General features: G+C 39.4%; 16 protein-coding genes. 10 read left to right on the top strand and 6 right to left on the bottom strand.

Translation table 11 applies throughout. From position 1 onward, the window contains the following. Nucleotides 1-60: 60 nt before the first annotated feature. From IW22_RS00195 to IW22_RS00150, 10 genes are all read left to right on the top strand, one after another. A complete protein-coding gene (locus tag IW22_RS00195) occupies nucleotides 61-3,411 on the top strand; it encodes a T9SS type B sorting domain-containing protein (RefSeq protein WP_034723207.1) in 3,351 nt (1,116 codons plus the stop codon). Between the two features lie 79 nt (nucleotides 3,412-3,490). Beyond that, complete coding sequence (locus tag IW22_RS00190; RefSeq protein ID WP_034723204.1) at nucleotides 3,491-6,316, top strand: T9SS C-terminal target domain-containing protein; 2,826 nt, start codon at nucleotides 3,491-3,493, stop codon at nucleotides 6,314-6,316. Between the two features lie 139 nt (nucleotides 6,317-6,455). Further along, a complete protein-coding gene (locus tag IW22_RS00185) occupies nucleotides 6,456-9,296 on the top strand; it encodes a T9SS type B sorting domain-containing protein (RefSeq protein ID WP_034723202.1) in 2,841 nt (946 codons plus the stop codon). A 113-nt stretch (nucleotides 9,297-9,409) separates the two neighbouring features. Continuing rightward, nucleotides 9,410-12,808, top strand: coding sequence for a T9SS type B sorting domain-containing protein (locus tag IW22_RS00180; RefSeq protein WP_034723200.1), 3,399 nt, complete (start codon nucleotides 9,410-9,412; stop codon nucleotides 12,806-12,808). Nucleotides 12,809-13,122: 314 nt separating this feature from the next. Further along, nucleotides 13,123-13,911, top strand: a complete 789-nt coding sequence (locus tag IW22_RS00175) for a hypothetical protein (RefSeq protein ID WP_051890847.1) — start codon at nucleotides 13,123-13,125, stop codon at nucleotides 13,909-13,911. 202 nt (nucleotides 13,912-14,113) lie between these two features. Then, a complete protein-coding gene (locus tag IW22_RS00170) occupies nucleotides 14,114-14,887 on the top strand; it encodes a DUF6759 domain-containing protein (RefSeq protein ID WP_034723196.1) in 774 nt (257 codons plus the stop codon). A gap of 98 nt (nucleotides 14,888-14,985) precedes the next feature. Continuing rightward, the gene (gene trmB, locus IW22_RS00165; protein ID WP_034723195.1) at nucleotides 14,986-15,663 is read left to right on the top strand and encodes a tRNA (guanosine(46)-N7)-methyltransferase TrmB; all 678 of its coding nucleotides are present in this window, start codon (nucleotides 14,986-14,988) and stop codon (nucleotides 15,661-15,663) included. A 20-nt stretch (nucleotides 15,664-15,683) separates the two neighbouring features. Then, nucleotides 15,684-16,373, top strand: a complete 690-nt coding sequence (locus IW22_RS00160) for a DUF6759 domain-containing protein (protein ID WP_185113569.1) — start codon at nucleotides 15,684-15,686, stop codon at nucleotides 16,371-16,373. Between the two features lie 10 nt (nucleotides 16,374-16,383). Continuing rightward, nucleotides 16,384-16,818: a DUF6759 domain-containing protein gene (locus IW22_RS00155; RefSeq protein WP_034723193.1), complete on the top strand. Its 435-nt coding sequence runs from the start codon at nucleotides 16,384-16,386 to the stop codon at nucleotides 16,816-16,818. A 56-nt stretch (nucleotides 16,819-16,874) separates the two neighbouring features. Further along, nucleotides 16,875-18,719: a WG repeat-containing protein gene (locus IW22_RS00150; RefSeq protein WP_034723191.1), complete on the top strand. Its 1,845-nt coding sequence runs from the start codon at nucleotides 16,875-16,877 to the stop codon at nucleotides 18,717-18,719. Nucleotides 18,720-18,771: 52 nt separating this feature from the next. On the opposite strand, the gene rpsB is transcribed toward IW22_RS00150, so the two are convergent. The 6 genes from rpsB to lanM all read right to left on the bottom strand — a co-directional run bounded on the left by rpsB (nucleotide 18,772) and on the right by lanM (nucleotide 26,754). Continuing rightward, nucleotides 18,772-19,533: a 30S ribosomal protein S2 gene (gene rpsB, locus IW22_RS00145; RefSeq protein ID WP_034723189.1), complete on the bottom strand. Its 762-nt coding sequence runs from the start codon at nucleotides 19,531-19,533 to the stop codon at nucleotides 18,772-18,774. A 207-nt stretch (nucleotides 19,534-19,740) separates the two neighbouring features. Next, on the bottom strand, nucleotides 19,741-20,127 hold the full coding sequence (rpsI, locus tag IW22_RS00140) for a 30S ribosomal protein S9 (protein WP_034706090.1): 387 nt from the start codon (nucleotides 20,125-20,127) through the stop codon (nucleotides 19,741-19,743). A gap of 6 nt (nucleotides 20,128-20,133) precedes the next feature. Further along, complete coding sequence (gene rplM, locus IW22_RS00135; RefSeq protein WP_034706094.1) at nucleotides 20,134-20,589, bottom strand: 50S ribosomal protein L13; 456 nt, start codon at nucleotides 20,587-20,589, stop codon at nucleotides 20,134-20,136. A gap of 550 nt (nucleotides 20,590-21,139) precedes the next feature. Then, nucleotides 21,140-21,646 carry a hypothetical protein gene (locus IW22_RS00130; protein WP_034723187.1) on the bottom strand — a complete coding sequence of 169 codons (507 nt, stop codon included), beginning with the start codon at nucleotides 21,644-21,646 and terminating at the stop codon, nucleotides 21,140-21,142. A gap of 75 nt (nucleotides 21,647-21,721) precedes the next feature. After that, nucleotides 21,722-23,908 carry a peptidase domain-containing ABC transporter gene (locus IW22_RS00125; RefSeq protein WP_034723184.1) on the bottom strand — a complete coding sequence of 729 codons (2,187 nt, stop codon included), beginning with the start codon at nucleotides 23,906-23,908 and terminating at the stop codon, nucleotides 21,722-21,724. 80 nt (nucleotides 23,909-23,988) lie between these two features. Then, a complete protein-coding gene (gene lanM / locus IW22_RS00120; protein ID WP_034723182.1) occupies nucleotides 23,989-26,754 on the bottom strand; it encodes a type 2 lanthipeptide synthetase LanM in 2,766 nt (921 codons plus the stop codon). Between the last annotated feature and the right edge of the window lie 226 nt (nucleotides 26,755-26,980).

Raw genomic sequence — 26,980 nt, 5'->3', positions numbered from 1 at the left:
AATATTTTAAGCTAGAAATAGATTATTAATGTTTAAATTTGCTGCCCCTTATAATAAAGCATGAAAAAATTTCTACTAGCTATTTGCACTTTTCTTTGTCTGATCCTTAATGCGCAGCTGGATACCGAGCACTGGTTTGCTCCCATGTCTGCCAGCTCTCTTCAGGGAACACCCCAATGTTATCTATACCTGTCGACTAACGAAACGGTCCCTTTTTCTGTACAGGTTTCCAATAATAATGTTGTCTTTTCTACCGTACAGGTAAGTAAAGGAAACCCAGTACAATTGACGGTTCCGAACAATTATATGATTGCTTCCACGCCCGGCAGCCTCTTTACACAGAATTCCATGGGACTGCATGCAAAAGGAAATAAAAAGTTCTTTGCCAACTTCAGATTTTCGGTTCCCAGTCAGGCAGAAATTATTACTTCGAAAGGATTGGCCGGGATCGGAAAAACTTTTTTCATAGGAACAGCACCCACGACCTATCCAAAAGATTATGTAAACTCTACTTTGGGAGTGACAGCTACGGAGGATAATACGACCGTAACTTTATCAGGTTATAATTCCGACGTTGTATTCTCCAACGGCAGCGTAATGCCAAACAGAACATTTACCATTAACAAAGGAAAATCTTATATCATAGATGTCATAAGCGATATGGGAGGTGCCAGTAACAGAAAAGGATTATTGGGTGCAAAGCTTGTTGCCAATAAACCCGTATCTGTAACCAACGGAAACTTCAATGGTCTTTATACTACTCAAAATAACAGCAATGTAGATATTCTGATGGATCAGGCGGTTCCTATAGACAGATTGGGGAAAGATTTTGTGATGGTAAAAGGAAACGGTCCCGCGAGTGTAGGGATGGAAAAAGCCATGATCATTGCTACAGAAAACAATACCACGCTTATGGTCAACGGAAACCCTGTACCAGGTGTTAACCTTAATGCGGGAGGCTATTATATGATTGAAGGCACCAGCTATCTCAACCAGGGTAACGGACATTACAATATGAATATTTCCGCGAGCAAAAACGTTTACGTGTATCAGCTTCTGGCCGGGGCTTCCGGAAGTACGGTTTATCAGACTGGAGGTATGAATTTCATCCCGCCATTAAGCTGTTTCTTGCCTAAAGAGATCAATGAAATTGGCTTTATTAACAGGATCGGAGGTACTTATTATGATACTAAACTTAATATTATTACGCAGACAGGTGCGGCCGTAACACTGAACGGTAATCCTGTGGCTGCGGCTACAGGTCCTTATCCTGTCACCGGAAATCCGGGATGGGTTACTTATTCCGTGATGAATGTTTCCGGAAATGTCACCATCAATTCGACAAAACCTGTCACAGCAGGAATTGCAGCAGGAAGCGGTGCTGTAGGGTATGGAGGATATTTCGCCGGATTCTCTTCAGTTCCTGCGATTACAAAAACAGGTGATTGTTATGCTGGAATCCGTCTTGAAGTGGACAACAGTTATGATGCGTACCAATGGTATTTCAACGGTGTTTTAATTCCCGGAGCTACTTCTTATTTTATCAATCCTGAATTGTATGGAGCGGGAACTTATACCTGCTTTATCACCAAAAACAACTGTGAATCGAGGCTTACTTCTGAATATGAATATACATTATGCCCACCGATATCCACAACAACCTATAACATCGGATCATGTAATACAAAAGTGATCACGCCGGTTTTCACCGCTTCTGCGCAGGCTATCGTTCCTTCCCATACGAGCATTATTGCACAGCCAACCAATGGTACAGCTACGGTAAATACTACAACAGGACAAATCACTTATACACCCAATGCAGGTCTTACGGCAGATGCTACAGATTCTTTTATTTATTTTATTGACGGAAACGGAACCCCCGCAGATTTTGAATATTTCAAAGTGGTGGTGAATATTGATGTTCTTCAGACTCAGAATGCTGCCCTGTCTTCCTGCGCCAGCAACAATGGAAACGGAACATTTGATCTGACAACTGCTGTTTTAAGTCCGGATACCGGAACAACAGCCACTTATTATACGAATGCTAATTTAACGGGACAGATTGCCAGCCCTGCTACCTATTCGGGGCCTGCGGGAACCATTTATGCCAATGTGACTTCTTCATTCGGATGTTCTAAACCAGCACAGATCACATTAACTCTGAATCCTTCACCGAATGTGAATACCAGCAATTTTAATGCGAATTTCTGTGATAATGATTTTGACGGAATCATTAGTGTCAATTTCGCTACAGTAACCCCACAGATCGTAACCAATTCTGCCAATTTTACTGTAAAATACTATCTTGTTCAGGCAGATGCTACAGCAGGAAACAACAATAATCTTCCAACTAACTGGACTTACACGGCGAATACAACGGTTTACGTAAGGGTCTCACCCAATACCGGTGACTGTGCTGCCGCATTTGGACAGATTAACTTTAAGATCGGAGCTAAAATTACCCTGATCACGAATTCAGTTGCAGCAGATGTCTGTGATAATGACCTGGGCGGTTCTGAATCTGCGAATCTTAATGATTATAAGAATTTATTTACTACGGACCCAACGGTAATTCTTTCATTTCATTCTTCTCTGGCTGATGCTCAGGCGGGAATCAATGCTATTTCTCCGACACAGAATATAACTTCAGTTCATACCTATTATGTAAGATTCCAAAGCAGCTCAGGATGTCCCAATACCGGAACTCTGAAACTGACTTTAAAAACACCTAAAAAATCAACCACCCTTCGCAACCAGGTAGTCTGTTCTGTTGAAAAAGTGATTCTGGATGCAGGACCTGGATTCTCTTCCTATCTATGGAGCAACGGCGCTACATCGCAGAGTATAACAGTAGGGGTAGGAAATTATTATGTAGATTTAGGATTCAACGGATGTGTATACCGTCAAACGGTAAGCGTAACAACAGCTCAGGGGCCTACCATTACAAAAATAGAGGTCTCATCATCCAGTGCTACAGTGTATGTAACAGGCGGAACCCCTCCTTATCAATATTCCCTTGACGGAATGAATTATCAGACTTCCAATGTTTTCACGGGCCTTTCAAGAGGAATTCACAAAGTATATGTTTTAGGATCAGACGGATGTCTTCCTGTGACTAAAGAATTTCTGGTACTGAATCTTGTAAATGCCATCACACCGAATGGGGACGGGCTTAACGATGTTCTTAATTACTCAGATTTAAGGATCAAACAGAATGTGATCATAGAGGTTGCCGACCGTTATGGTATGTCTGTTTACAGGTCATCTGACAAAAATTACATATGGGACGGAAAGGTAAACGGAAGAAATCTTCCTACGGGAACGTATTGGTATGTAATCACCTGGACGGAGCCTGATACAAAATTACCAGTTTCGTATTCCGGATGGCTTTTAATTAAAAATCGTGATTAATTTTTAACTTTTGTTATATTTATTTAATACTATTTCAAATATTATTTTAAATTTGTAGAAATCCTAATTCCTTACCCACATGAAAAGATATCTACTCAGTTTCGTGTTGTTGTTTTTTACAATTCACTCGCTCTTTGCCCAAAGAGACACAGAGCACTGGATTGCGCCATACTACAATACCGTATCAACAGCTTACACGAATACACTGTATATTTCTACAGATTCTGTAACTCCGTTTGATGTAAAGATATACAACAATAATGCACTGCTTACTACCGTTACAGTAAGTAAAGGTAATCCTGTTACCTATACTCCAACGGCCAGTTTCGTCTTTGCCTCAGCTACAACAGAAGCATTTAAAGTAATCACCAAGGGACTATACCTGAAAGGAGATAAACCGTTTTACTGCAGTTTGAGACTTGCACAGTTTTCCCATGGTGAAATTATCACCAGTAAAGGAAAGGCAGGTATCGGTAAAGAATTTTATGTTGCTACCAGCCCCAATACACCTGCTTCGAGCATTTATACAAGTAATTACAACTTTACAGCAGGGATATTGGCTACAGAAGATAATACCAACGTAACCGTATCATGGAATACCAACGGATTGGTATTTTATGGAGGAACACCTACAGGAAATTCACAGTCATTTACCCTAAATAAAGGAGAATCGTTTATTTTAGCAGGTCCCGGAACTACAGATGCCAACCTATCCGGATTTATGGGAGCCAAGGTGGTAGCAGATAAACCGGTAACCCTTACCAACGGAAGCAGCAACGGTAACTTTGGAGTAGATTCACCCGGTGGATCAGATGCAGTACTCGATCAGTCTGTTCCTACAGAAAGACTTGGAAATACTTTCGCTATCGTAAAAACCAAGTCTACCAAGCCCGCAGCCAATATGGAAGGGGGAATTATCATCGCTACAGAAAACAATACTGAAGTTTATTTAAACGGTTCCACGACTCCCGCTGCTACTCTGAGTGCAGGTGGATGGTACAGGATTGATGAAGTGAACTACATCACACAACCCGGAACAGGAACTCATGCCAACATGTACATTTCGACCAATAAAAATGTCTATCTGTACCAGTTTGTTGCCATCAATGCTGATAATGCAACATGTGGATTCAACTACATTCCACCATTAAACTGTTTCCTTCCCCGAAAGATTGATGAAATCGGTAAAATTAATGAGATGCCGGGTATTACTACCTCAACCATTAATTTGAAGCTTAATATTCTTACGGAAGCTGGAGCTACGGTTATGGTAAACGGATTCCCTCCTACCGCTGATCAGGGACCTTACCCTCTTACCGGGAATACCCAGTGGGTAACTTATGCTGTACCGGGTATCTCAGGAAACGTCACCATCACATCCAACAAAGCAGTAACTGCGGGAATTAACGGTGGATACAGCACTGCAGGATACGGTGGATACTTCGCGGGTTTCTCTTCCATTCCTGTAATTGCTAAAAAAACAGGTGAATGTGCCCCTGGAATCATTCTTGAAGTGGATGACGGGTATGAAACCTACCAATGGCTCTTAAACGGAACAGCTATTCCGGGAGCCAATGCCAATACATTTTCACCTGCAACATCAGGAAACTATACGGTAAAAGTAACGATGGGCACATGTCCGCCGGTTACTACACCAGTGTATAAAGTATTCAGCTGTCTGAAACTTACAACTCAGACCCTTAATGCATGTTCTACAAAAGTAATCACAGCTGCATTCACATCGTCAACGCAGGCGGTTGTACCAGGTACACTTGTTCTCATTACGCCGGCAGCACACGGAGTAGCAGTGGTTAATCCAAACGGAACGATCACCTATACGCCGAATGCCAACTACTATGGTCCTGATCAGATTGTATATAAATTCTGTGGCAATGCTACTGAGTTTATCGACTGTGAGCAGATTACATTAAATCTTACAGTAGTTCCTTTCACCGTGAGAGATGCTACGATCAAGGCATGTCAGTATGATGTAGATCCGTATGCTTATTTCGATCTTACGAAAGCCAGCGTTACAGACTACGCTTTGGTAGTAAAAAAATACTATCCTACAATGGCTGACCTTACAGCAGGAACGAATGAAATTCTGACTCCAGACAATTATCCGTCTGCCGGAGGATTTGTATATGTAAAAGTAACGACAAGCGAAGGATGTACAGCCAATGCAAAAATTGAACTGATCGCTCTTCCAATCAAAAAATCTCCGATTCTTGTAGATCAGTTTATCTGTGTAGACAGTAAAACGAATCTGAATGCAGGACCGGGATATGATTCTTACTTATGGAGTACAGGAGCTACTACAGCTTCCATTCAAAATGTAGGTATCGGAGAATATTCTGTAATCCTGGGTAAAAACGGATGTTTACTAAAACAAGTCGTAAGAGTAAGAAAAGCGGAAGATCCGGTAATCACTAAGATTGAAATTTCAAATACTACAGCTACCATTGTTGTAAACGGAGGAAAAGCGCCTTACAAATATGCTGTGGATACTCCTACAAACTGGCAGGATTCGAATGTGTTTACAGGACTTACAAGAGGCCAGCACACATTCTACGTAAAAGACACTTACAATTGTGATCCTACAACAGTGGAAGTAACAGTTCCTAACCTGATTAATGCCATCACTCCTAACGGCGATAATAAAAATGACTATATCGACTACAGCGAGCTAGCCTATAAAGAAAACCTTTCTTTTGTCATTTATGACCGATATGGAAATATGATCTTCACCGGAAACAAATTCAATGATTACAAGTGGGACGGAAAGCATTACGACAAAAAGCTTTTAACAGGAACTTACTGGTATCATATCAACTGGAATGAATCCAACAAGGACAAAACTCCAATTAAATACACAGGATGGATTTTAGTTAAAAACCTTGAATAAGCCTTCCTTCTTAATAATATATATAACCGCGATCCCTGATCGCGGTTTTTTTTTAACCCAAAATCAACATTTTTTACATATTTTGTAATTCCACATTAAATATTCTCCTATTTTTGCGGCAATCCTAATTCCCAAATAAATGAAAATATTTTTACTCATTTTTCTTTTGCTGTTTACAGCAATTAATCCGCTTTTTGGACAGAGAGATACTGAGCATTGGTTTGCCCCTATGGCAGCCCGAAGCACCCAGATTTCTTCTCCGCAACAGGCGTTATATTTTTCAACAGATTCCACCACCCCTTTTCCGGTGGAAATCTACAGTAACAATACCCTGCTTGGGACAGTAACTGTCGCCAAAGGAGCACCCCAGACATTCCAGATTCCTCTGGGATCTATCATCACCAGTAACCCGTCTGAAATGTTTGCTCCGGTCAACAAGGGACTTTATACCAAAGGAACGAAACCTTATTTCGCTACCTTCAGGTTTTCCGTAGCCAGCCATGGTGAAATTCTGACCTCTAAGGGTAAAGCCGGAATCGGTAAAAAGTTTTATGCTGTCGTTTCGCCATTAGAAAACCCTCTTGTTTCTCTGAACTTTACAGCGGGTATCATGGCTACGGAAGATAATACGGTGGTGACTGTTTCTAACTATTCTCCCAATGTAATATTTACCAACGGCTGGACAGCTGTTACCAATCCTACACTCACCTTCACGCTTAATAAAGGCCAGTCTTATATTATTGAGGGAACAGGTGATATGGCAGGAAATAAAGAAGGCTTTATTGGAGCCAAAATAGAAGCTGATAAACCGATTTCCGTAACCAACGGAAATTTCAACGGCCAGTTTGCCATTATACCTCCGGGTAGTATCTTCGATGGGTCTGATATTGTCATGGACCAGTCTGTACCTACGGACCGTCTGGGAAATGAATTCGTTCTTGTAAAAGGAAACGGAGACATCAGCGAGAGAATGGAAGATGCCCTGATTGTAGCTACCGAAGGTGGTACACAGGTGTATATCAACAACGGGACAGCTCCGGCAGTCACCCTGAATGAAGGTGAAAGCTACAGAGTCAACAAACTGAATAACAACAATTACATCAACCAGGGGAACAACCATTACAATATGTACATCAAAACAACCAAAAATGTTTATGTATATCAGCTATTGGCGGGTGTAGCGACAAGTAACGCTACCATCGGGTTTAATTATATTCCCCCATTGAACTGTTATCTTCCAAGAAAAATTGACGAGATAGGAAACATTAATATCCTCCCTCCTACAACTAATAATGTAAAATTAAATATCCTTACAGAAACAGGAGCCGGAGTTACGGTCAACGGAGCAACTCCTCCTGCAGCTCAGGGACCTTATCCTGTATCAGGAACTACATCCTGGGTATCCTATTCTGTTCCGAATGTAACAGGAAACGTTACCATCACATCAACAAAGGCTGTAACTGCTGGGATTTCCGGAGGAAGCGGTGTAGTAGGCTACGGTGGATATTTCGCCGGGTTCTCCTCGATTCCTGTCATAGCAAAACAGACGGGTGACTGTATCCCGGGAATTGTACTGGAACTGGATGACAGTTTTGATTCTTATCAGTGGTTCAGAGATGGAACTCCTATTCCGGCAGCTACAACGAATTCCTTTACGCCTACACAATCCGGTGAATATACCGTAAGGATCACTGTGGGCTCATGTCCTCCAATCATTACACCTGTTTACAAAGTTTTCACATGTCTTGCGGAAACTACATCCAACCAAACCGTATGTGATGGGGTAAAGCTCATTGTTCCGACATTTACAAATTCGACCCAGGCTGTAGTTCCGGGTTCTGTGACCATCATCACTCCTCCTACAAACGGTAATGCAGTGATCGATCCTGCTACAGGTGTGATCAGCTATGCGCCTGCCTTTAATTATGTAGGCCCTGATTCTTTTGTGTATAAATTCTGTGGAAACAACCCGAACTTTACAGATTGTGAGCAGGTAACGCTAAATTTAACTGTTTCAGAAAGTCCAACCGTTAACAATGCTGCTTTAAGGGCCTGTTTTCTGGAAGATAATCCTTCAACAGGGCTATTTAACCTTACCAATGCTCCTGTCACCGTACAGCCGGGAGTTACTAAAAAATACTACCCTTCTCCAACGGATGCTGACAACAGTACCAACGAGATCCTGAATCCTGCCAACTACATTGCTCCTACGGGAGTTGCTTATGTAAAAGTAATCAACGCGAATGGCTGCTACAGAGTGGCTCAGGTAACACTGACCGTTCTTCCTCCTGTAAAATCTACAGTCTTGGTTGACAAGATCATTTGTGTTGAGGATAAAACAACACTGGATGCAGGTCCCGGTTTCTCAGGGTATGCGTGGAGCACAGGTGCTACTACACAGGCTATACAAAATGCAGGTGTGGGAACGTATTGGGTAAAATTGAAAACAGGAGACTGTGTAACCCTTCAGACCGTAAAAGTGTATGCTTCAGAACAGCCGGTGGTTTCCAATATTGAAATTTCCAATACTACTGTTACCGTATATGCGATAGGTGGAAATCCGCCTTATCAGTATTCGATCGACAATATCCAGTGGCAGGATTCCAATATATTTACGGATGTGGCAAGAGGAATATCCACGGTGTATGTGAAGGACAGCTACAACTGTGATCCTATTAAAGTTGAAATCACAATTCCAAACCTGATCAATGCTATTACACCAAACGGTGACGGCGTGAATGATGTTCTGGATTATTCATTGCTGTCGGCTAAGAAGAACCTTGAGTTCAGTATTTTCGACCGCTATGGAAGCAAAATATTCCAGGGTGATAAAACCAACGGCTATAAATGGGACGGAACCATTGGAGGCAAGAGGGTTTCTACCGGAAACTACTGGTTTGAGATTCACTGGAATGAACCTGCTGGCAAGCAAACTCCTGTAAAATATACAGGCTGGATTCTTGTAAAAGGCAGAGAATAATCACTGAAAAATATAAGTTTTAAAACCGCGATTTTAACATCGCGGTTTTTTTATTACTTTTTCAAGCTATGAATACATTTTATTATTAAATTTGTGTTAAACTCCCGCACTGAATGAAGAAAACTTTATCTTTTCTATTTATATTTTGTATTTTCACCTTTACCTTTGCCCAATTGGACAGAGAACATTGGTTTGCTCCTATGATGGACAGGAGCGGAAGTCCGAATCCGTATCAGAAATTATACTTATCTACCAACAGGACTACTTCTTTTCCGGTAAATATTTATAACAACAATGTGCTTATCGGCACAGTAAATATCAGCAAAAACAATCCCCAGAAATTTGACGTACTTAGAAATTATATCATTACCACCAGTCAGACGGATCTATTTACCCCTACTTCGAAAGGATTATATTTAAAGGCAGAATTCCCCTTTTATGCCAATCTGAGATTCTCGGTATTTAACCACGCCGAAATTATTACATCAAAAGGGATACCTTCCACAGGAAAAAACTTTTACGCAGCCAATGCTCCCATTACGGTTAATAATCCCATCTTAAATTTTATGGCCAGCGTTCTCGCTACGGAAGACAATACAACAGTGACCATAAGCGGATATAAACCTACTGCAGTATTTTCAAACGGAACTACAGGAGCTACAAACCCTACCATGACCTTTACCCTCAATAAAGGTCAGTCTTATATTATAGACGGTATAGGTTCGGCCCCCGGAAATACAGATCCGTTTATCGGCGCTAAGATCACAGCCAATAAACCGGTCAATTTGACCAACGGGAATTTTAACGGGCAGTATGCGGGAAACAATCCTACCAGTTCTGATATCTTAATGGATCAGGCCGTTCCGGTGGAAAGGCTGGGAACTGAATTTGCTCTTGTCAAAGGAAACGGCAGCATAGGCTCCAATATGGAAGGAGCCATCGTTATTGCTACAGAAGACAATACCCAAATTTTTGTCAATGATGAAATCCCACCTCTTACGACGATCAATGCAGGGCAGTATTTCGTTATTCCCGATTCAAAATATATGAATCAGGGAGGAGGTCATTATAATCTTTATTTAAGAACCTCTAAAAATGCATACGTCTATCAGGTTCTTGCAGGAGACTCAGCTTCCGGAAGTGAGGTAGCCACCGGCGGATTTAATTTTATTCCGGCTCTGAACTGCTATCTTCCGAAACAGATCAATGAATTGGGTTTTATTAACGAAAATTTTGTTCACTCCAATGCTAACCCATCCGGAATCCTTACTATTCCTACAAAACTGAATCTTATTACCCAACGTGGGGCCAATGTTCAGGTCAACGGAGCGACTCCTCTGGCTTCAACAGGTCCGTTTAATATGACGGGAACCACCAACTGGGTGACCTATGGGATTCCCAATGTAACGGGAACCATCACCGTAGTTTCAGATAAGGCGATCACTGCAGGAATCAATGCAGGAAGTGATGCTGTGGGATATGGAGGTTTTTTTGCCGGATTTCCTACCCAGCCTGTTATTTTAAGATCGGGAGGAACCTGTGTTCCGGGCATGGTTCTTACTGTAGATCCTATTATTTATGACACGTATCAATGGTATGTAAACGGATCTATTATTCCGGGGGCTAACGCAGCATCCATCACCCCAACACAATCCGGATATTATACCTGTTCCGTAACGATGGGTAGCTGTGCACCGCTGGTCACAGACCAATTCAAGGTACTGAACTGTATAAAATTAAGTACATCAACCTATAATGTATGTACTACACAGACCATAACTCCAGCATTCACAACCTCCACGCAAACACCGGTACCTTCTACAGTGGCTATTGTGACTCCTCCTACTTTAGGTACAGCGGTTATAAATCCTGTAACCGGTGTCATCACGTACAATGTGACTACACCCGGGACTACAGGAACGGATACTTTCACCTATACATTTTGTGGAAATGATCCTGTTTTCACGGATTGTGAAACGGTAACCGTTACGATTAATATTTTATCTCTTCAGGTGATGAATGTGACTTTAAAAGCGTGTAATATCAATGGGCAGGGAACCTTTAATCTTACCTCTGCGAATGTCACCAACAATTCACCGGTAGCGATCACCTACTACCCTACACTTGTAGATGCCCAGACAGAAAACTTAGCAGCTCTTATCACTGCACCCAATTCTTATACAGCTGCGGACGGTACTATCGTCTATGCTGTCGTAAAAAACAGCATGGGCTGTAAAAGTATTGCCCAGATCACTCTTACCCTATACAATCTGGCCATCGTTCTGAATAATTACAACGGCATTTTCTGTGATGACAATATGGACGGAACAGTCACCGTTATACTCCCGAATATCACAGGCATTGTCCTGAATAATCCGGGCTATTTCACCATTGTAAAATACTACGCTACACTCGCTGATGCCAATGCCGGAAACGCCAATACCCTTCCTAACAGCTGGAGTTATACGGCTACAACAACCATTTATATCAGAGTGGAATCTCCGGATGGCTGTGCCGTAGTGGTAAAACCTTTACAATTCAGCATTGGAGCCAGAATTCCTTTAATAACAACATCTGTGGCTACCAATGTCTGTGATGATGATCTGGACGGAACAAAAGCGGTTAATCTCGCCCAGTTTATCCCGTCATTTACCATAGATCCGAACGTTACTTATACGTTCTTTGCTACTTTAGCCAATGCCCAGAATAATACCAGCCCAATAGCAGCAACTGTAAATATCACAGGTACTCAAACGTATTATATCAGATTCGAGAAAAACGGAGTTTGTCCTGAGGTGGGTTCCATCAGAATTACGATTAAGACCCCAAAGGCGTCTGACATTTTAAAAGACAAGGTGATTTGCCCTAAAGCGACGACAACATTAGATGCCGGTCCGGGGTTTGAAAAATATCTATGGAGTACGGGAGCCACTTCACCATCCATTTCCAATGTCACTGTGGGAACCTATTGGGTAGAGCTTACCTTTAACGGTTGTGTGTACAGACAGACGGTTACCGTGACTGAATCACCCACCCCAATGATTACTTCTATTGAGATCAACGGAACTACAGTAACGGTAGGCGCAAGCGGAGGAACACCTCCTTATGAATACTCTCTTGATGGAGTAAGCTGGCAGAGTTCAAATATTTTCAACAATGTGCCAAGAGGAGCTCATAAAGTTTTTGTAAGAGATTCCAAATTATGTGAAGAAGTGACAAGGCCATTTGCCATCATCAACCTGATCAATACCATCACTCCAAACGGCGACGGACATAATGAACAGATCGATTATTCTGCTCTGATGAGTAACACCAATCTTGAATTCAGAATATTCGACCGTTACGGAGCGGAGATTTTCAGAGGAAGTCCAGACAACAGATACACGTGGGACGGAAGAATGGGTGGAAGGCCTGTGCCTACAGCGACTTACTGGTATTTTATCAGCTGGAGCGAGTTTGGAACTGCTACTACAGTAAAATATTCGAGCTGGCTGCTGGTGAAGCATAAATAGGAGGCTGAGCCTAAGGCTAAGGTTGAGACTAAGACTAAGACTAAGACTAAGACTAAAGGATGGAAGATGGAAGTTATTACTCGTTTCCATCTTCAAATTTCCCGGCTGATTGGGAAAACGAAGACTTTTTATTCTGAATTTAAAGTAAATCATTTTCGTGATATTAGTTGAAATTTCACCCTATCGTTTTAATTTATATAAGTTTATAACATTCATTAACAGTTTAGTGTTAAAGTTTAATATAACTTTAACCTGAGATCACTATCTAAATAGGTATAAATTGCTGTATTTCTACGTAATTTTGCCCTAATTATATGAAGAAGCTAATTACCCTTTTGATGCTGGTTTTTCTAGCAAAAGTCAGTGCACAGATCTACTCCGGAGAGGTATTCTTAAGAGATAATTCGATCTTATATCTTAACCAGGTTTATGTCACCAATCTGAATACTCAGAAAACCGTACTTACCGATTATAACGGCACCTATAACATACCGGCAGTTCCGGGGGATGTGATCCGTTTTACCTCCATCGTTACCGAAAGGAAAGACGTAAAACTGACTCCCCAGATGATACAGCAGAAAAATTTAATAGAATTAAAAATAGCGTATTACGAGATTCAGGAAATTGTATTAAACCGCTTTAAACCTACCGGAAATCTAAGGTATGACGTCAATTCTATCCGTAAAGTAGATAAAGGACTGGCCCTTAAAAAAGTGATCGGCCTGCCTGAGCCAAAAGGTGACGGCACTTCTCCTGAGCTTCCTGTAGCCGGATTAAGGGACGGAGGGCTTACTTTCAGTCTGGAAAGCATCTACGACATCCTTTCGGGAGACAGAAAGAAAAAGCAGCGTTATATGGCCTATGAAAGGATGAATAATTCTGTGTCTCAGATCAAAAATTATCTGGGGAAAGATTATTTTGCCAAATTTAAGATTCCGGAAAACCTGATTGATAACTTCCTTCAGTTTGTCTATACCTCAGAAAATATAGAGGCATATGTATTAGCCGGCAATTTTGAGGCGATAAAAGTCCCGATTGAAAAGTATCTTCCGATCTATCAGAAAAGGCTGAAAACCTCGAATCTTCAGGAAGTAATTAAATAATTTTTCGAAATAAATACTAGTAAAGAAATGTATACTATTTAAAATTTATAGTATACATTTCTTTTTTGTTTAAAATTATGCTTAATTTCATATCACAATTAAGTGTTTAAAATAAAAACAACAGAACACCGTTATTATTGAGAAACTAATTGACCAAACACAAATTAAGAGAGAACACCAAACTTTTACTTAATATTAGTCAATGAAAAAATTACTTTTACTTATTGTTTCCGTTCTTTGTTTTAGTGTGTCTGCCCAGAAAAAGGGAAAAGACTACAGCAATATTATAAAAAGTAAGAACATCTATGAGATCAATGCTTTTCTCAGAGATGCCCATCCTGATGATCCGCGAAGGTCTGTTCTGAAACCCCGCGTCATGGAATTGATGACCGCCTACATTAAAGACGCCCATCCCGCAGATCAGAAAGTAAAAGATATGCAGGAAATGCTTGCCCTTTTGAAAAGAAGACCGTCTACAAAGATCAGTTTCGATGAAATGAATGCCATTATCAAACAGAAACAGATCGCAAAATATAAAGCAGAACTTGCCGCCAAACAGTCTACCGTAGTGTATACCCCAAGTACTGCCCAGAACACATTTGTCGTTAATGCCGCTGCCAATACAGCCATTCCCAATGCCGAAGCCGAAGAATTCAATATGCTGATGGCCGTAAATCCCATGGAACATCAAAACAAAACGGTAAAAATATTAAACTCGCTATTCGATAACGACCCCAACAGCAAGGAAAGTATTGTACTCATCCAGAATAAGTCCGACTGCAATATCATTGTAAGAATGGAAGGTGTAGGAACCACCAAATACAGACTCGCTATTCCTGCCCATGATGAGAGCTCGATTGTTATAGATAAAGGCCAGTATCTCTTTACCAGCCTTGTCTGCGGTGCGCAGTACGCTTCACAGAAGACAATCCAGAAAGCAATCATGGTAGCGCTGGGAACTTCAACTGCTCCATAAACCCTTCATAAATATACTCAGTACATGTCTTTTATAGGTAAAAGGCACGATAATCTATGTAAAATTTGCTATTTTTGCGGGATTTTATAAATGACTCGATGGGCAAAAATAAACTAGCAAGATTCGCAGAAAACAAGATTTTACCGAACGTAATTCAACCAACCAGAGAAGATGCGCTAAAAGGTTCTCCCCTTAAAGGAACGTGGAGAAAGGAATTCTTCAAGAACGACAATCCAATCGTATTGGAACTGGGCTGCGGAAAAGGAGAATATTCTGTAGGACTTGCGAAAACATTTCCTGAAAAAAACTTCATCGGGATCGATATCAAAGGGGCAAGATTCTGGTTCGGAGCTAAAGAAGCAGTGGAAAACGACATGAATAATGTGGCTTTCCTGAGAACACAGATCGAGCTGGTAGATCATTTTTTTGCTGAAAATGAAGTGGACGAAATCTGGATTACATTCCCTGATCCACAGATCAAATACAGACGTACCAAGCACAGGCTGACCCATCCTGACTTTTTAGAAAGGTACAAAAGATTCCTGAAACCGGGTGGAATCGTTCATCTAAAAACGGATTCAGAGTTTCTGCATGGTTATACTTTAGGGTATTTACAAGGTGCAGGCCATGAAATCATCAGTGCGCACCACGATATCTATGGGGCTCCTGAATATGATCCGGGTACAGAACACTTAAGAGATATAAAAACATATTATGAAGAGCTTTTTTCAGCAAAAGGAAAGACGATAACGTATATAAAATTCCGTATAAGCTGATGAAGTAATAACACAAACTGATGAAAAAAACTTTAACGATCCTCCTCATTTTCCTGATTTCGGGTTCTGCTTCTGCGCAGAAAAAAAACAAAGAAATTCTTAAAAGCACAAATATCCACGAAATTGAAGAGTACCTGAAAAATGCCCATCCCGAAGATCCCAAACGGAGTGTGCTTAAACCCAAACTTATTGCTCTTAAGAACTCCGAATGGACAAAAGGTGCAACGCAGGCTAAACCTATGGAAGCAAGACCTGTCATAACCGAAATCCCCAACAGGATCATGCGAAACTCCGGTTCCGGTGAAGCAGAAGAATTTAAAAGACTGATTGCAGAAAACTCCTGCCAGCACAAAGAAAAAACGGCAGAACTTCTTACTGCAATGTTTAATGAAGACATTAACAGAAAGGAGGCTGTACTTCTGTTCAGAAACAATTCGGACTGCAATATCATTCTGAGAATTGAGGGAAAAGATTTCTACAATCTTGCTGTTCCGGCGCACAATGAGAACTTCATTGTCCTTAATAAAGGCAATTATACATTAAACAGCAACGTTTGTGATGTCAAGTACACTTCTGCAAAAGACGTAAAAAAAAGTATATTTGTAGTGATTGAAAATCCCGGAACACTGAAATCTGAGTCCGCTAAAAACCTAGCAGAAGATCAAAAGAAGATGAAACCGGAAAAATCTGTAAAAAAGAAAAGATCTTAAAAATAACTGTATGAAAAAGCTGTTTGTGTTCTCCGGCCTCTCCCTTACTCTTATCAGCTGTAATGCAAATTACGGCAGCTACCCTACAAGAACTACTTATCCTACCGGTTCAGCAAACAGCACTGCCAGTACGGAAAGGGAATACGCTGAGCTTAGTAAAACCTACAAACCTGAAACGGCAGATGTTTTAAATGACCTTTTGAATGCAGATTCTCCCAGCAATCCCAGAACATCGATTTCTGTAGAAAATCAGTCACGGTGCAATATGGTTCTTACGGTAAGCGGAAACGGGTTCTTTAAAAAAATCCCGATTGCTTCAGGTAAAATTGGCTACACCATGGTTCCTAAAAACCAGAATTACAGACTGTCCGGCATGCTCTGCAATGCTTCTTACCAGACTACCAAATTTATTTCAACATCCTATTCTATAAAAATTCGCAATTAAAATAAAAACCTGCTGTATAAGCGGGTTTTCTTATATTAGAGGGGTATTACTGACTTATGAAAAAGATCATTATTCCTCTGCTTATCCTTGTGTACGCCCAACAATACGCCCAGAAAAGATGTTCTGACACATTGAGCAGAGATCAAATCAAAGTGCAAAAGGATCTGTTTGTTTCTTACCTGCAGAAAAACAGCACATTTTTAAAGAATAATTTTGATAAAAGATATACGGTCATTGGCGATTTCCTTCCTACCGACGGGAAAAACACCCGTACATTAGCGAAGATATCCATAGACGACTGCTGGGGATATATTGATGAAAAAGGGAACGAAATTATTCCTCCTTTTTACCGCTTTATATCAGACTTTAATAACGGCGTTGCTATACTGCAATATACGCAGGATGATGATCTGATGACCAGATGTACAAGGCCAGTTAACGATAAGGGAGCATTTCTACTTCCTGAATGCGCTGAACACAGCGATGGCTACATTACGCCACAGAAAAAAAACAGCATTTTCACACAGATCCCAAATACCCCTTACATAAAGTATGGTCCACAAACAGGATATGGAATTATCAACAGAGACGGTAAAACAGTGGTTCCCACCCAATACAAATGGATAACTTTTGAAGGGCAGCATTTCATCTGCCAGTCGCAGGATGAGAAGACGGTGGATATTTATAGTGAAGACGGAAAACTGGTCTATGCAACTCCCGGGCGTTCTGCCTATCACATTAAAGATCAGTATTACTCTGTAGGAAAAACTGAAACTTCGAGGTTTGATCTTGTAGATATTGTCAGTAAAAGAAAAATACTGCGGAATTTCACAGGTTATAATAATCCCGGAAGTTCAAAAAAAATTTCATTCATGATTATGGATTATCGCAAGCCTAATAACTATTATGAAGGTGAGAATGTTTATATGGCAGATCAGAACTTTAAAATTATCAATTTGGCCCACCCGAATGCAACAAATTTTGAAGACCAATATCTTATTCAGAAAGCTACAGAAAATGATCGTTTAGTTTATATTATCCTTGATTTCGAGGGTAAAGTAATCACAAAATACAATGAATATGACTACTATCTTTACAATTATTTCGCACCTTTTAAGCTAAACGATCCTGTGTTTGTAGAACAAAATGCTGCCAGATTTTCAGGGTATAAAGAGATCAACAGACTGGATTATAATGATCCACAGTATATTGGCTACTTCTACAGTTTTCATCCTTATAATGAAAGCCTGCGCGAACCACGGATATGGAAAGGCCTTCATTTTCTCAACAAGAAAACTTCAGACATATTCCTGACACTTTCTCCTGAGAAATATAAAGACCCAAGGGTATTTGATACCGGGCAGGTTTCCGTTTATAATATTCCGCTGGAACGTACAGAGATTTATAATTTTAAGGGTACGATGCTATACTCCTTGCCTTTTGATGCTATTAACAACACTAAGGAGAAATATTTCAGGATTATAAAAGGTGATTCTTTAAATCTGGCTGATAAAAAGACGCATCAGGTTCTTTTCAGTAATTTCTACAGTGACATTAAAATCATGGGAGAAACAGGCTTATTTGCGGTTAAAAAAGGAAAGTATTACGGGATTACAGATCATAAAGACAGGATTGTAAGGCCTTTTAACTATGCACACATCCGTTTCAACGAAAAAAAACCAGGCTATATCCATCTGTATAAAGATCATACGCTGGAATACTTAAACACCGGATCAGAAAAAACCGACATGATCTTATGCCACGATCCTAAAACCAGAACCACAGGAAATGATTTTTACGGTATTGTGTATTATGATGAAAGAGCTGCAGTAGATCACTACGGCAATGTTTTTTACAATATCGAAGATGACAGGATATTCCGTCCTTTTATATCCAAATAAAAAACGCTGGACCTGGGTCCAGCGTTTTTCCTATATTAAAGAAAATCTTTAATTATTCAGCATCGAAATCAGCATCTGTTTCAGCAGATACCTTTTCTCCTTCTTCTTTAGATTTTTCTTTATCAGCTTTTCTTTGAGACTGACCTTCTTTGATAGAATCAGAAACAATGTTTAAGATCATATCAATAGACTTAGAAGCATCATCGTTTCCTGGGATAACGAAATCTACTTTTCTTGGGTCAGAGTTTGTATCAACAATACCGAAAACTGGAATACCTAATTTCTTAGCTTCAGTTACAGCGATGTGTTCTCTCATGATATCTACAACGAAGATTGCAGAAGGAAGACGAACCATGTCAGAGATAGAACCTAAGTTTTTCTCAAGGTTAGCTCTTTGTCTGTCTACCTGTAATCTTTCTTTTTTAGATAAAGTTTCGAACGTACCGTCTTTTTTCATTTTGTCGATATGGTTCATTTTCTTTACCGCCTTTCTGATTGTAACGAAGTTCGTTAACATACCTCCAGGCCATCTTTCTGTAATATAAGGCATATTAAGTTCAGCAGCATGCTTTGCAACTACTTCTTTCGCTTGCTTCTTAGTAGCTACGAAAAGAACTTTTTTACCTGCAGAAGTTAATTTTTCTAAAGCACTACAAGCTTCATCCAATTTAACTGCTGTTTTATGTAAGTCTACAATGTGAATACCGTTTTTCTCCATAAAAATGTATGGAGCCATATTTGGATTCCACTTTCTGGTCATGTGACCGAAGTGTACGCCAGCCTCTAAAAGGTCTTTTACATTTGCTTTTGCCATGTTTTCTGTTTTTGTTAGTTTACTTTCCGTTTCTTAAACAATCAACAACTTCTTTAGATGGGAGAAGTGTTTGGATGCTAAACGTAACGGGCAATTGGCGGTTTGCTGTTTGCTTGTGGCAATTGGCTTTGCGCCGAGATTAAGTTTAAAAAAAATTTAATACATTTCTGTAGCCAACAGCCATAAGCCATTCGCCCACAAGAAATCTTAACGTTTTGAGAATTGGAATCTCTTTCTTGCTTTTTTCTGACCTGGCTTCTTTCTTTCCACCATTCTTGCGTCTCTTGTAAGTAAACCAGCAGGCTTCAATGCTAATCTGAACTCAGCGTTGATCTCGCATAAAGCTCTTGAAATACCTAATCTGATAGCCTCTGCCTGACCTGTATTACCACCACCGAAAACATTTACGGTAACGTCATACTGACCAACAGTCTCAGAAAGGATGAACGGTTGGTTTAATTTATAAACCATCACGTCTGTAGAGAAATAAGTTGCAGCATCTTTACCGTTTACTGTAATCACACCAGAACCTGGCTTTACATAAACTCTAGCTACAGAAGTTTTTCTTCTTCCGATTTTGTGAACTATAGACATAATTAATTATTTAAATTCGTTAACATTAATTGTTTTAGGCTGTTGAGCTTCATGTTTGTGCTCAGTTCCTTCATATAGATAAAGGTTCTTCAATAAAGCAGATCCTAATCTGTTTTTAGGTAACATACCTTTTACAGACTTCTCCAATACTTTTAAAGAATCTTTCTTCTGAAGTTCAGCCGCAGTCATAGACTTCTGTCCACCAGGGTAACCTGTATGCCAGATGTAAGTCTTATCAGCCCACTTATTTCCGGAAAGCGTAATTTTCCCAGCATTCAAAACGATAACGTTATCACCACAATCTACGTGAGGTGTAAAGTTCGTTTTGTGCTTACCTCTCAAAATCTTTGCAACCGTAGAAGCTAGTCTTCCTAACGGCTGTCCTTCAGCGTCTACCACAACCCATTCTTTATTAGCAGTAGCTTTGTTCGCTGAAACAGTTTTGTAACTTAATGTATTCACACGTTTTAGTTAAAGATTAAACATAATTTTCCCCTAAAAGGGTGTGCAAAGGTACAAATAATTTTCGTAACCCGAAAACATATTTTATTTAATCTATATCACCGCAGGATTTTCACGTTGATTTATGAATTTCAAGGTGAGTTTGGGTACGGGTTTCGAGGTACAGGCTTCGCAGTAAGAAATTTTGGGGTTGAAAGCCATGTGGAGAAAAGAAAGTCCCTGGCTTAAACCACGAAACCCGCATCCCATTACCCGAAACCCGAAACACTATAGATGAATTCTAAAACAAATGTCCTATCCCAAGCTTACTCAGATTTTAACAGCTGTTTTCTCTTTGGCACAGAACTTGTAAAATGAATGACCGTTGAAAAAAAAATATTTCGAAGATTCTAAAAACACACCTGATAAAGTAAAGAGTTTTGTCCCTCGGCTCTTTCTTTTATTAATCTCATTCTTAAAATTCACGTAAAATTTAACGAACCAGTTAAATTTTAAAAAAATTAAGACAGCAGGGCACTGATGTTTCCTTTCTAATATCTTTCTTAGATCATCAAAAAATTTTGGTTTCCAAAAACTTTAATAAAAAGACAAAAACAAGGGCAATGGCAAGTATGATCCAGGAAAATTCTTTTTTGTCACTTTTAAACAGTTCGTTAATAATTTTTTTCAGTCTGGCAGAATCGAACCACAGGATAATAAGAATTAGAAACTGATAATAAACGGCAGAGCCTAATGCGGATATTTCATAAATGTAATCCTGAAGTATAATATTGATCAGAATGGTTGATAATAAAAAGCATCCCAAAATTCTTGTCCTGTTAAATAAAATCAAAACAGCACCAACCACTTCAAAAACGCCGATAATGATGGGAAGCGCCATTGAATATCCATAAAAAGTCCACATGACATCATGCCCGGACATATGATTTAAGTCCGCAGTTTTATAGCCTGAAAACTGCAGTGGCTTCCCTAACCCATACACCATCATGGATGCGGAAACACTGAGAATGATGATCCAATATATTAAATTAAGGATTCTTGCTTTGGGTGTATTCATGTGTGCATTATATTTATAGTATTGTAAATCAAAGGCTTTATAAAAACAAGCGGCTAATCAACCTAAAACCTTCGTTTAAGAACCAAGTTCCAGCTGATTTTTCACAAGTCTGTAATATTCTCCTTTTCTGGCTACCAATTCCGCGTGGCTTCCTTCTTCCACCACCATCCCTTTATCCAGAACAATGATTTTATCAGCCCTTTTTACGGTAGACAGTCTGTGAGCGATAACAACAGCTGTCTTCCCCTTGAAAAACTTTTCAAGATTTTCCATAATGACTTTCTCATTATTGGCATCCAAAGCAGACGTAGCTTCGTCAAAGAAAATGTATTCGGGAGATTTGTAGACGGCCCGTGCGATGAAAAGTCTTTGCTTCTGCCCGCCGCTAACGCCAATTCCTTCATTTCCTACTTTGGTATTGTAGCTTAAAGGAAGTTCTTCTATAAACCCTTTTATATTGGCCACATCTACCGCCTGTCTCATTTTGGCTTTATCTATATAATCTTCTCCTACCGCAATGTTATTGGCAATAGTATCGTTGAAAACATATCCTTCCTGCATGACAACGCCACACTGATCTCTCCAGAATCTTGGTGAAATATTTTTCATCGGAGTATTTCCAATTTTTATTTCTCCTTCATTAGGCTCATAGAATTTCAATAACAATTTCAGCAATGTGGTTTTCCCGCTTCCGCTGGCTCCTACAATAGCCGTAGTTTTCTGATATGGAATCGTTAAATTTAAATCCTTAAGAACTAAATTCGCGGACCCGATATACCGGAAAGATACGTTCCTGATCTCAATATCTTTTTCAGGGACTTCCGAAGAATATAATTCATCTGCGTTTTCTTCATTGTCTTTATTATGGATTTCTCCGAGACGTTCAATGGAGATTTTAGCATCCTGAGCCTGTTTCACAAAATCAATGAGCTGAACGAGCGGGCTGCTGAGCTGTCCCACTATATACTGCACGGAAAGCATCATCCCTAAGGTTAAATTACCACTTAAAACCAGTTTTGCAGATAAGAAGGTAATGGTGATATCTTTGAGCTGATTGATGAAATTTCCTCCTACAGACTGCCACTGTTCCAGTGACAGGGATTTGATCCGGATATCAAAAAGTTTGATCTGTATGGCTTCCCAGCCCCATCTTTTTTTTCTTTCTGCATTGAACATCTTAATTTCCTGCATTCCATTGATCAGTTCAATCACTTTGCTCTGTTCATCGGAAATCTGGGAAAACTTTTTATGGTCTAATTCTTTTCTTTTTTTCAGGAAAACAACAATCCACAGGGCATACAGAGCAGAGCCGCCCAAATAGACCAAGAATAATCTATAATCGTAATAAAATAAAACGGCGCTGAAAACAACAATATTGATTAAAGAGAACACAGTATTGATAGAGGAGCTCGTTAATAGCTGTTCAATCCTGTGGTGATCATTGATACGCTGCATCAAGTCTCCGGTCATTCTGGTATCAAAATAATTGATGGGCAGTTTCATCAGTTTAATGAAGAAATCTGAAATGATAGAAATATTGACTCTGGTAGATAAATGCAGAAGAATCCAGCTTCTGATAATTTCTATACCGGTTTTTCCTATAAAGAGCATAATCTGCGCAATAAGGATCAGGTAAACGAAATTAAGGTCCTGATTCTGTATTCCGATATCTACAATACTTTGCGTGAGGAAAGGCAGCATCAGCGAAAGTATACTGCTGACGACCAGACCTACGAAAATCTGAAAAAGGAGTGATTTGTACCTTAGAAAATATTTTGACAGGAATGAAAAATTCAGGACTTTATCGTCTTTTTCAGAAGGATCTTCAAAGAACGCCGGTGTGGGATCAAGCATGAGAACAATGCCTTCTGTATTTTCATCGGAGCCTTCTCCAATCCAGAATTTGATGAATTCTTTCTTGGGATAGGTAATGAGCCCATAGGCCGGATCTGACAAATAGACCAGTTCATTCTTGTCTATTTTATACACAACCACAAAATGCTGATTATTCCAATGAATAATGCATGGGAAGGGAGCTTCTTTCAAAGCATTGAAATCTACCAGTACGCCTAAAGTTCTAAACCCAAGACTTTCAGCAGCATTACTTATTCCCAGTAAACTACTGCCCTCGCGGTTGGTTTCAGATAAATCCCTAATCATTTGAATAGGGATATTTCTTTTATAATATTTACTTATTATTTTCAGACAACTTGGTCCGCAGTCTTTTTCATCAAGCTGTTTATACGTAGGAAAGTCTTTCAAAATATTTGAATTGTTTAAAAAAAATCACCGCGATGATTTTTGTATTTTACCAATAATAGCCTATACCATTAAATCCCTGTTCATTCATTACATTCAAAGGTCAAAATTGAATTTTTAATATTTTGATTGAAGTATAGTAACTGATATGCACATCCTGAAACGCCGTTAAAAAGACCGGGAGATAATAAGCCTTTGTTATTTTCAATTAAGTATAGCTGATCTATACTGTTTAAGTTGTTTTCAATCCCGTAAAGAATTTCATTGTTTTTAACATGTCTTGCAAATCTGAATAATAGTTCTGCATTGCCATAATTTCCAAAAATGACGTTGTCCATTCCGGTAAGACCAAAGTTTAATGTTGACTTCACACAATTGATCAGGTCTTTATACACCACATCATGGAAAGAATCTCCTTCAAAAATACCGGATTGTATCAATGATAACCTCGTAAGGCCGATACCGGGGCTTCCGTGTGACCATCCAAAGGTAAGGAAGGCATTTTCTTCATCGGCTACAAAATCTCTGTTGTCTTTCCAGTTGTTATGATGGCTGTTATAATAAGTGTTTTCGTACAGAACGGCATTTTTTATCAGATCTCTGCATGCTTCGCTATTCTCAAAAATGAGATAATACCTTAGCAGGGATAAAATAATTCCTGAGGATCCGTGGGCCATTCCGCACAGTGGGGAACGCTGAAATTCTGATTTCCAGTATATACCTTCATCGCAGATCACCTTTGAAGTGTTCAAATGATGGTAAAGTGACTGTATCAATGGTTTTACCAGCTGGGTTTCTATTCCTTTTTTATAGATTTCAAGGAGCGCGATGAGCAATCCTGCCCTACCGTTCGTTACTCCGTTATTCGCAGAACTTATAATCAAATGGTTAAGATCAAGATACTGTATATATTTCCTGATCTGCCCCGCATATTTTTCTTCTTTATTAATGCTGTATAATCTGATAAGGGAATACAGCATACCTCCAATACCCGACATTCCTAAAGGATAATTACCGGTATACATAGTTTCGCTATTTTTCTCATACAAAACGTCTATGAGCCTGGTAATATCAGTATTGCCGTAAATTTTGTTGGCTTCAGCCAGGCACAGCAGATCTCCGAATCCTCCATTAAAAAAGTCCGGACCGCTAAGCTCTAACAGATATTCATGAGACTTATCAAAAGATTTTTTTAAACTAAAATAAGAGGAATCATTTCCTACCAGCGATTGAAAAAAGCTGTAATACGACTGCATGTTGTCCTGTACATAGCGGTCTGTAAAAACATTGGAATAATCCCGGGTGGTATTTTGAGCAAAACTGTATTTTATCAGCAGCAGCTGCTTATTCAAATCGGCAGCAGAGCTGTTGTTTATTTTAGCCAGAGAAGCTTCCATAGGGCTTTGATCAAAGTAGCCTTTCTTAAGAAGAGAAGAATTATCCTCTACTCCATCTGATTTGAAACCGCAATAGAAATAGGGAATATCATTATTCATCAGTGCATTGATTTCTGATGAAAAAGTGATTCTGTGATGGGGATGATGCTCAAAAGAAAGATTCAGCTGTTCTAAAAATACTTTTCTTTCTTCTTCATTGGTAAGCAACTCAGGGTTAAGGGATTCATATAAAATATGAGAATAAACCATAGTATGTCTTACCAGGTATCTTACAGGTATATCTTCCGGTAAACTGCCCAAGAAGTCAATAATCTGAGGCTTTTTTTCCATGAAGAATTTGTAGGAATGCTCGAAACCGGATAGAATATCATCCAAATAATTTTTTAAATTATAATCTGCTTCGTCATTTGCTGTTTTTATGTCTTTTCCAAAAGTGATATTTGTATCTACACTTGTGATACTGCCATCTACTATGGATATATCCTGTCTTGTTATGGAAGAAGTCTGGATATCCATATTCCTTACCAGATTGATTCCTCCCATATTGATTTCCTCACCGCCAAGATCTACTCTGTTGGGTAATAAACCGATGGATAAAACAGAATGTATGTCGTGCGTTTTGTTTCTGGTGGGCGTAAAAATAGTTTCACAATCTATGAGCGCCACTCTTCCGTGAGAAAAAATGATGTTTTCGTAGTGAAAGTCTGTCCCGTTGATCATATAAAGAATGGCTAAAACATGACCAATATCTTTATAGGGCTTGCTGCTGAATTGATTTTCAGTATTTTCAATAAACTCCACCCATCCATAGTCTTTTCCTAAGACCATTTTGGGAATATAGATATGGGTGCCGCATTCTTTGTTATAGAATTCAATAAAGTTTGACAGGTAACCCTCAATCTGTAACTTTCTGGGTTTATAGATTAAATTGCAATCACTCAGCCTGATTAAAGCGACCGTTTTATTGCCGTTATGCTTATCTCCTAATCCCAGTCGGATAAAATGTATGGGAGATATTCTGATGTTCAGGACCGATACCAATTGATCCTGATCCAGCAAAAAATGACTTACGATCTCATTGATATTATGAATAAATAAAACAATGGTTTCATGGGCCAGTTTGAAAAGATGGGGATATTCGTCATACAGATATTTTCTGTACTCACTGTTTAAAAGCATCTGAGCATACTCATCTATGGATGAAGCTTCATTTTCTTCTAAAAACACATTGTATTCTATGAAAAGAACTCTTTCAGACAGGGAGATAAGAGTATCCTGCAATTCATTTAATGATATCTGAACGGCTTCCTGCTCAAATATTCCCGGAACCAGTTTAATTTCTTTTTTCGCAAAAGAAATCCAGTCGGTAAAAATATTTAAAAAAAGAGTTTTATCAAATTCTTCGTCAAAAAGAGACTCTCGCTGTTTATCTAAAAATAGGGTATCAAACATAACTAAAAAAATAGCATTCTATATATTGGAAATATACAGAATGCATTGTATTATTAAAATTTATAATCTAAAAAGGTAAAATGTTACTGAATAAAACGGTCCGGCAGCTTTTTTCTAAAACAGCATAGTTACCACTTACAGATTGATGCTGCTCCTGTCCCGGCTTTCCTCCTTTCACATTTTCCAAAATAGCGTTATTTTATTTTGTCTGGCCTTCATGCAAATT

Origin of the sequence: Chryseobacterium sp. JM1 (assembly GCF_000737715.1) — a bacterium.
In the GTDB taxonomy this organism is placed as follows: Bacteria; Bacteroidota; Bacteroidia; order Flavobacteriales; family Weeksellaceae; genus Chryseobacterium.
This window is presented reverse-complemented; position numbering and strand designations above follow the sequence as displayed.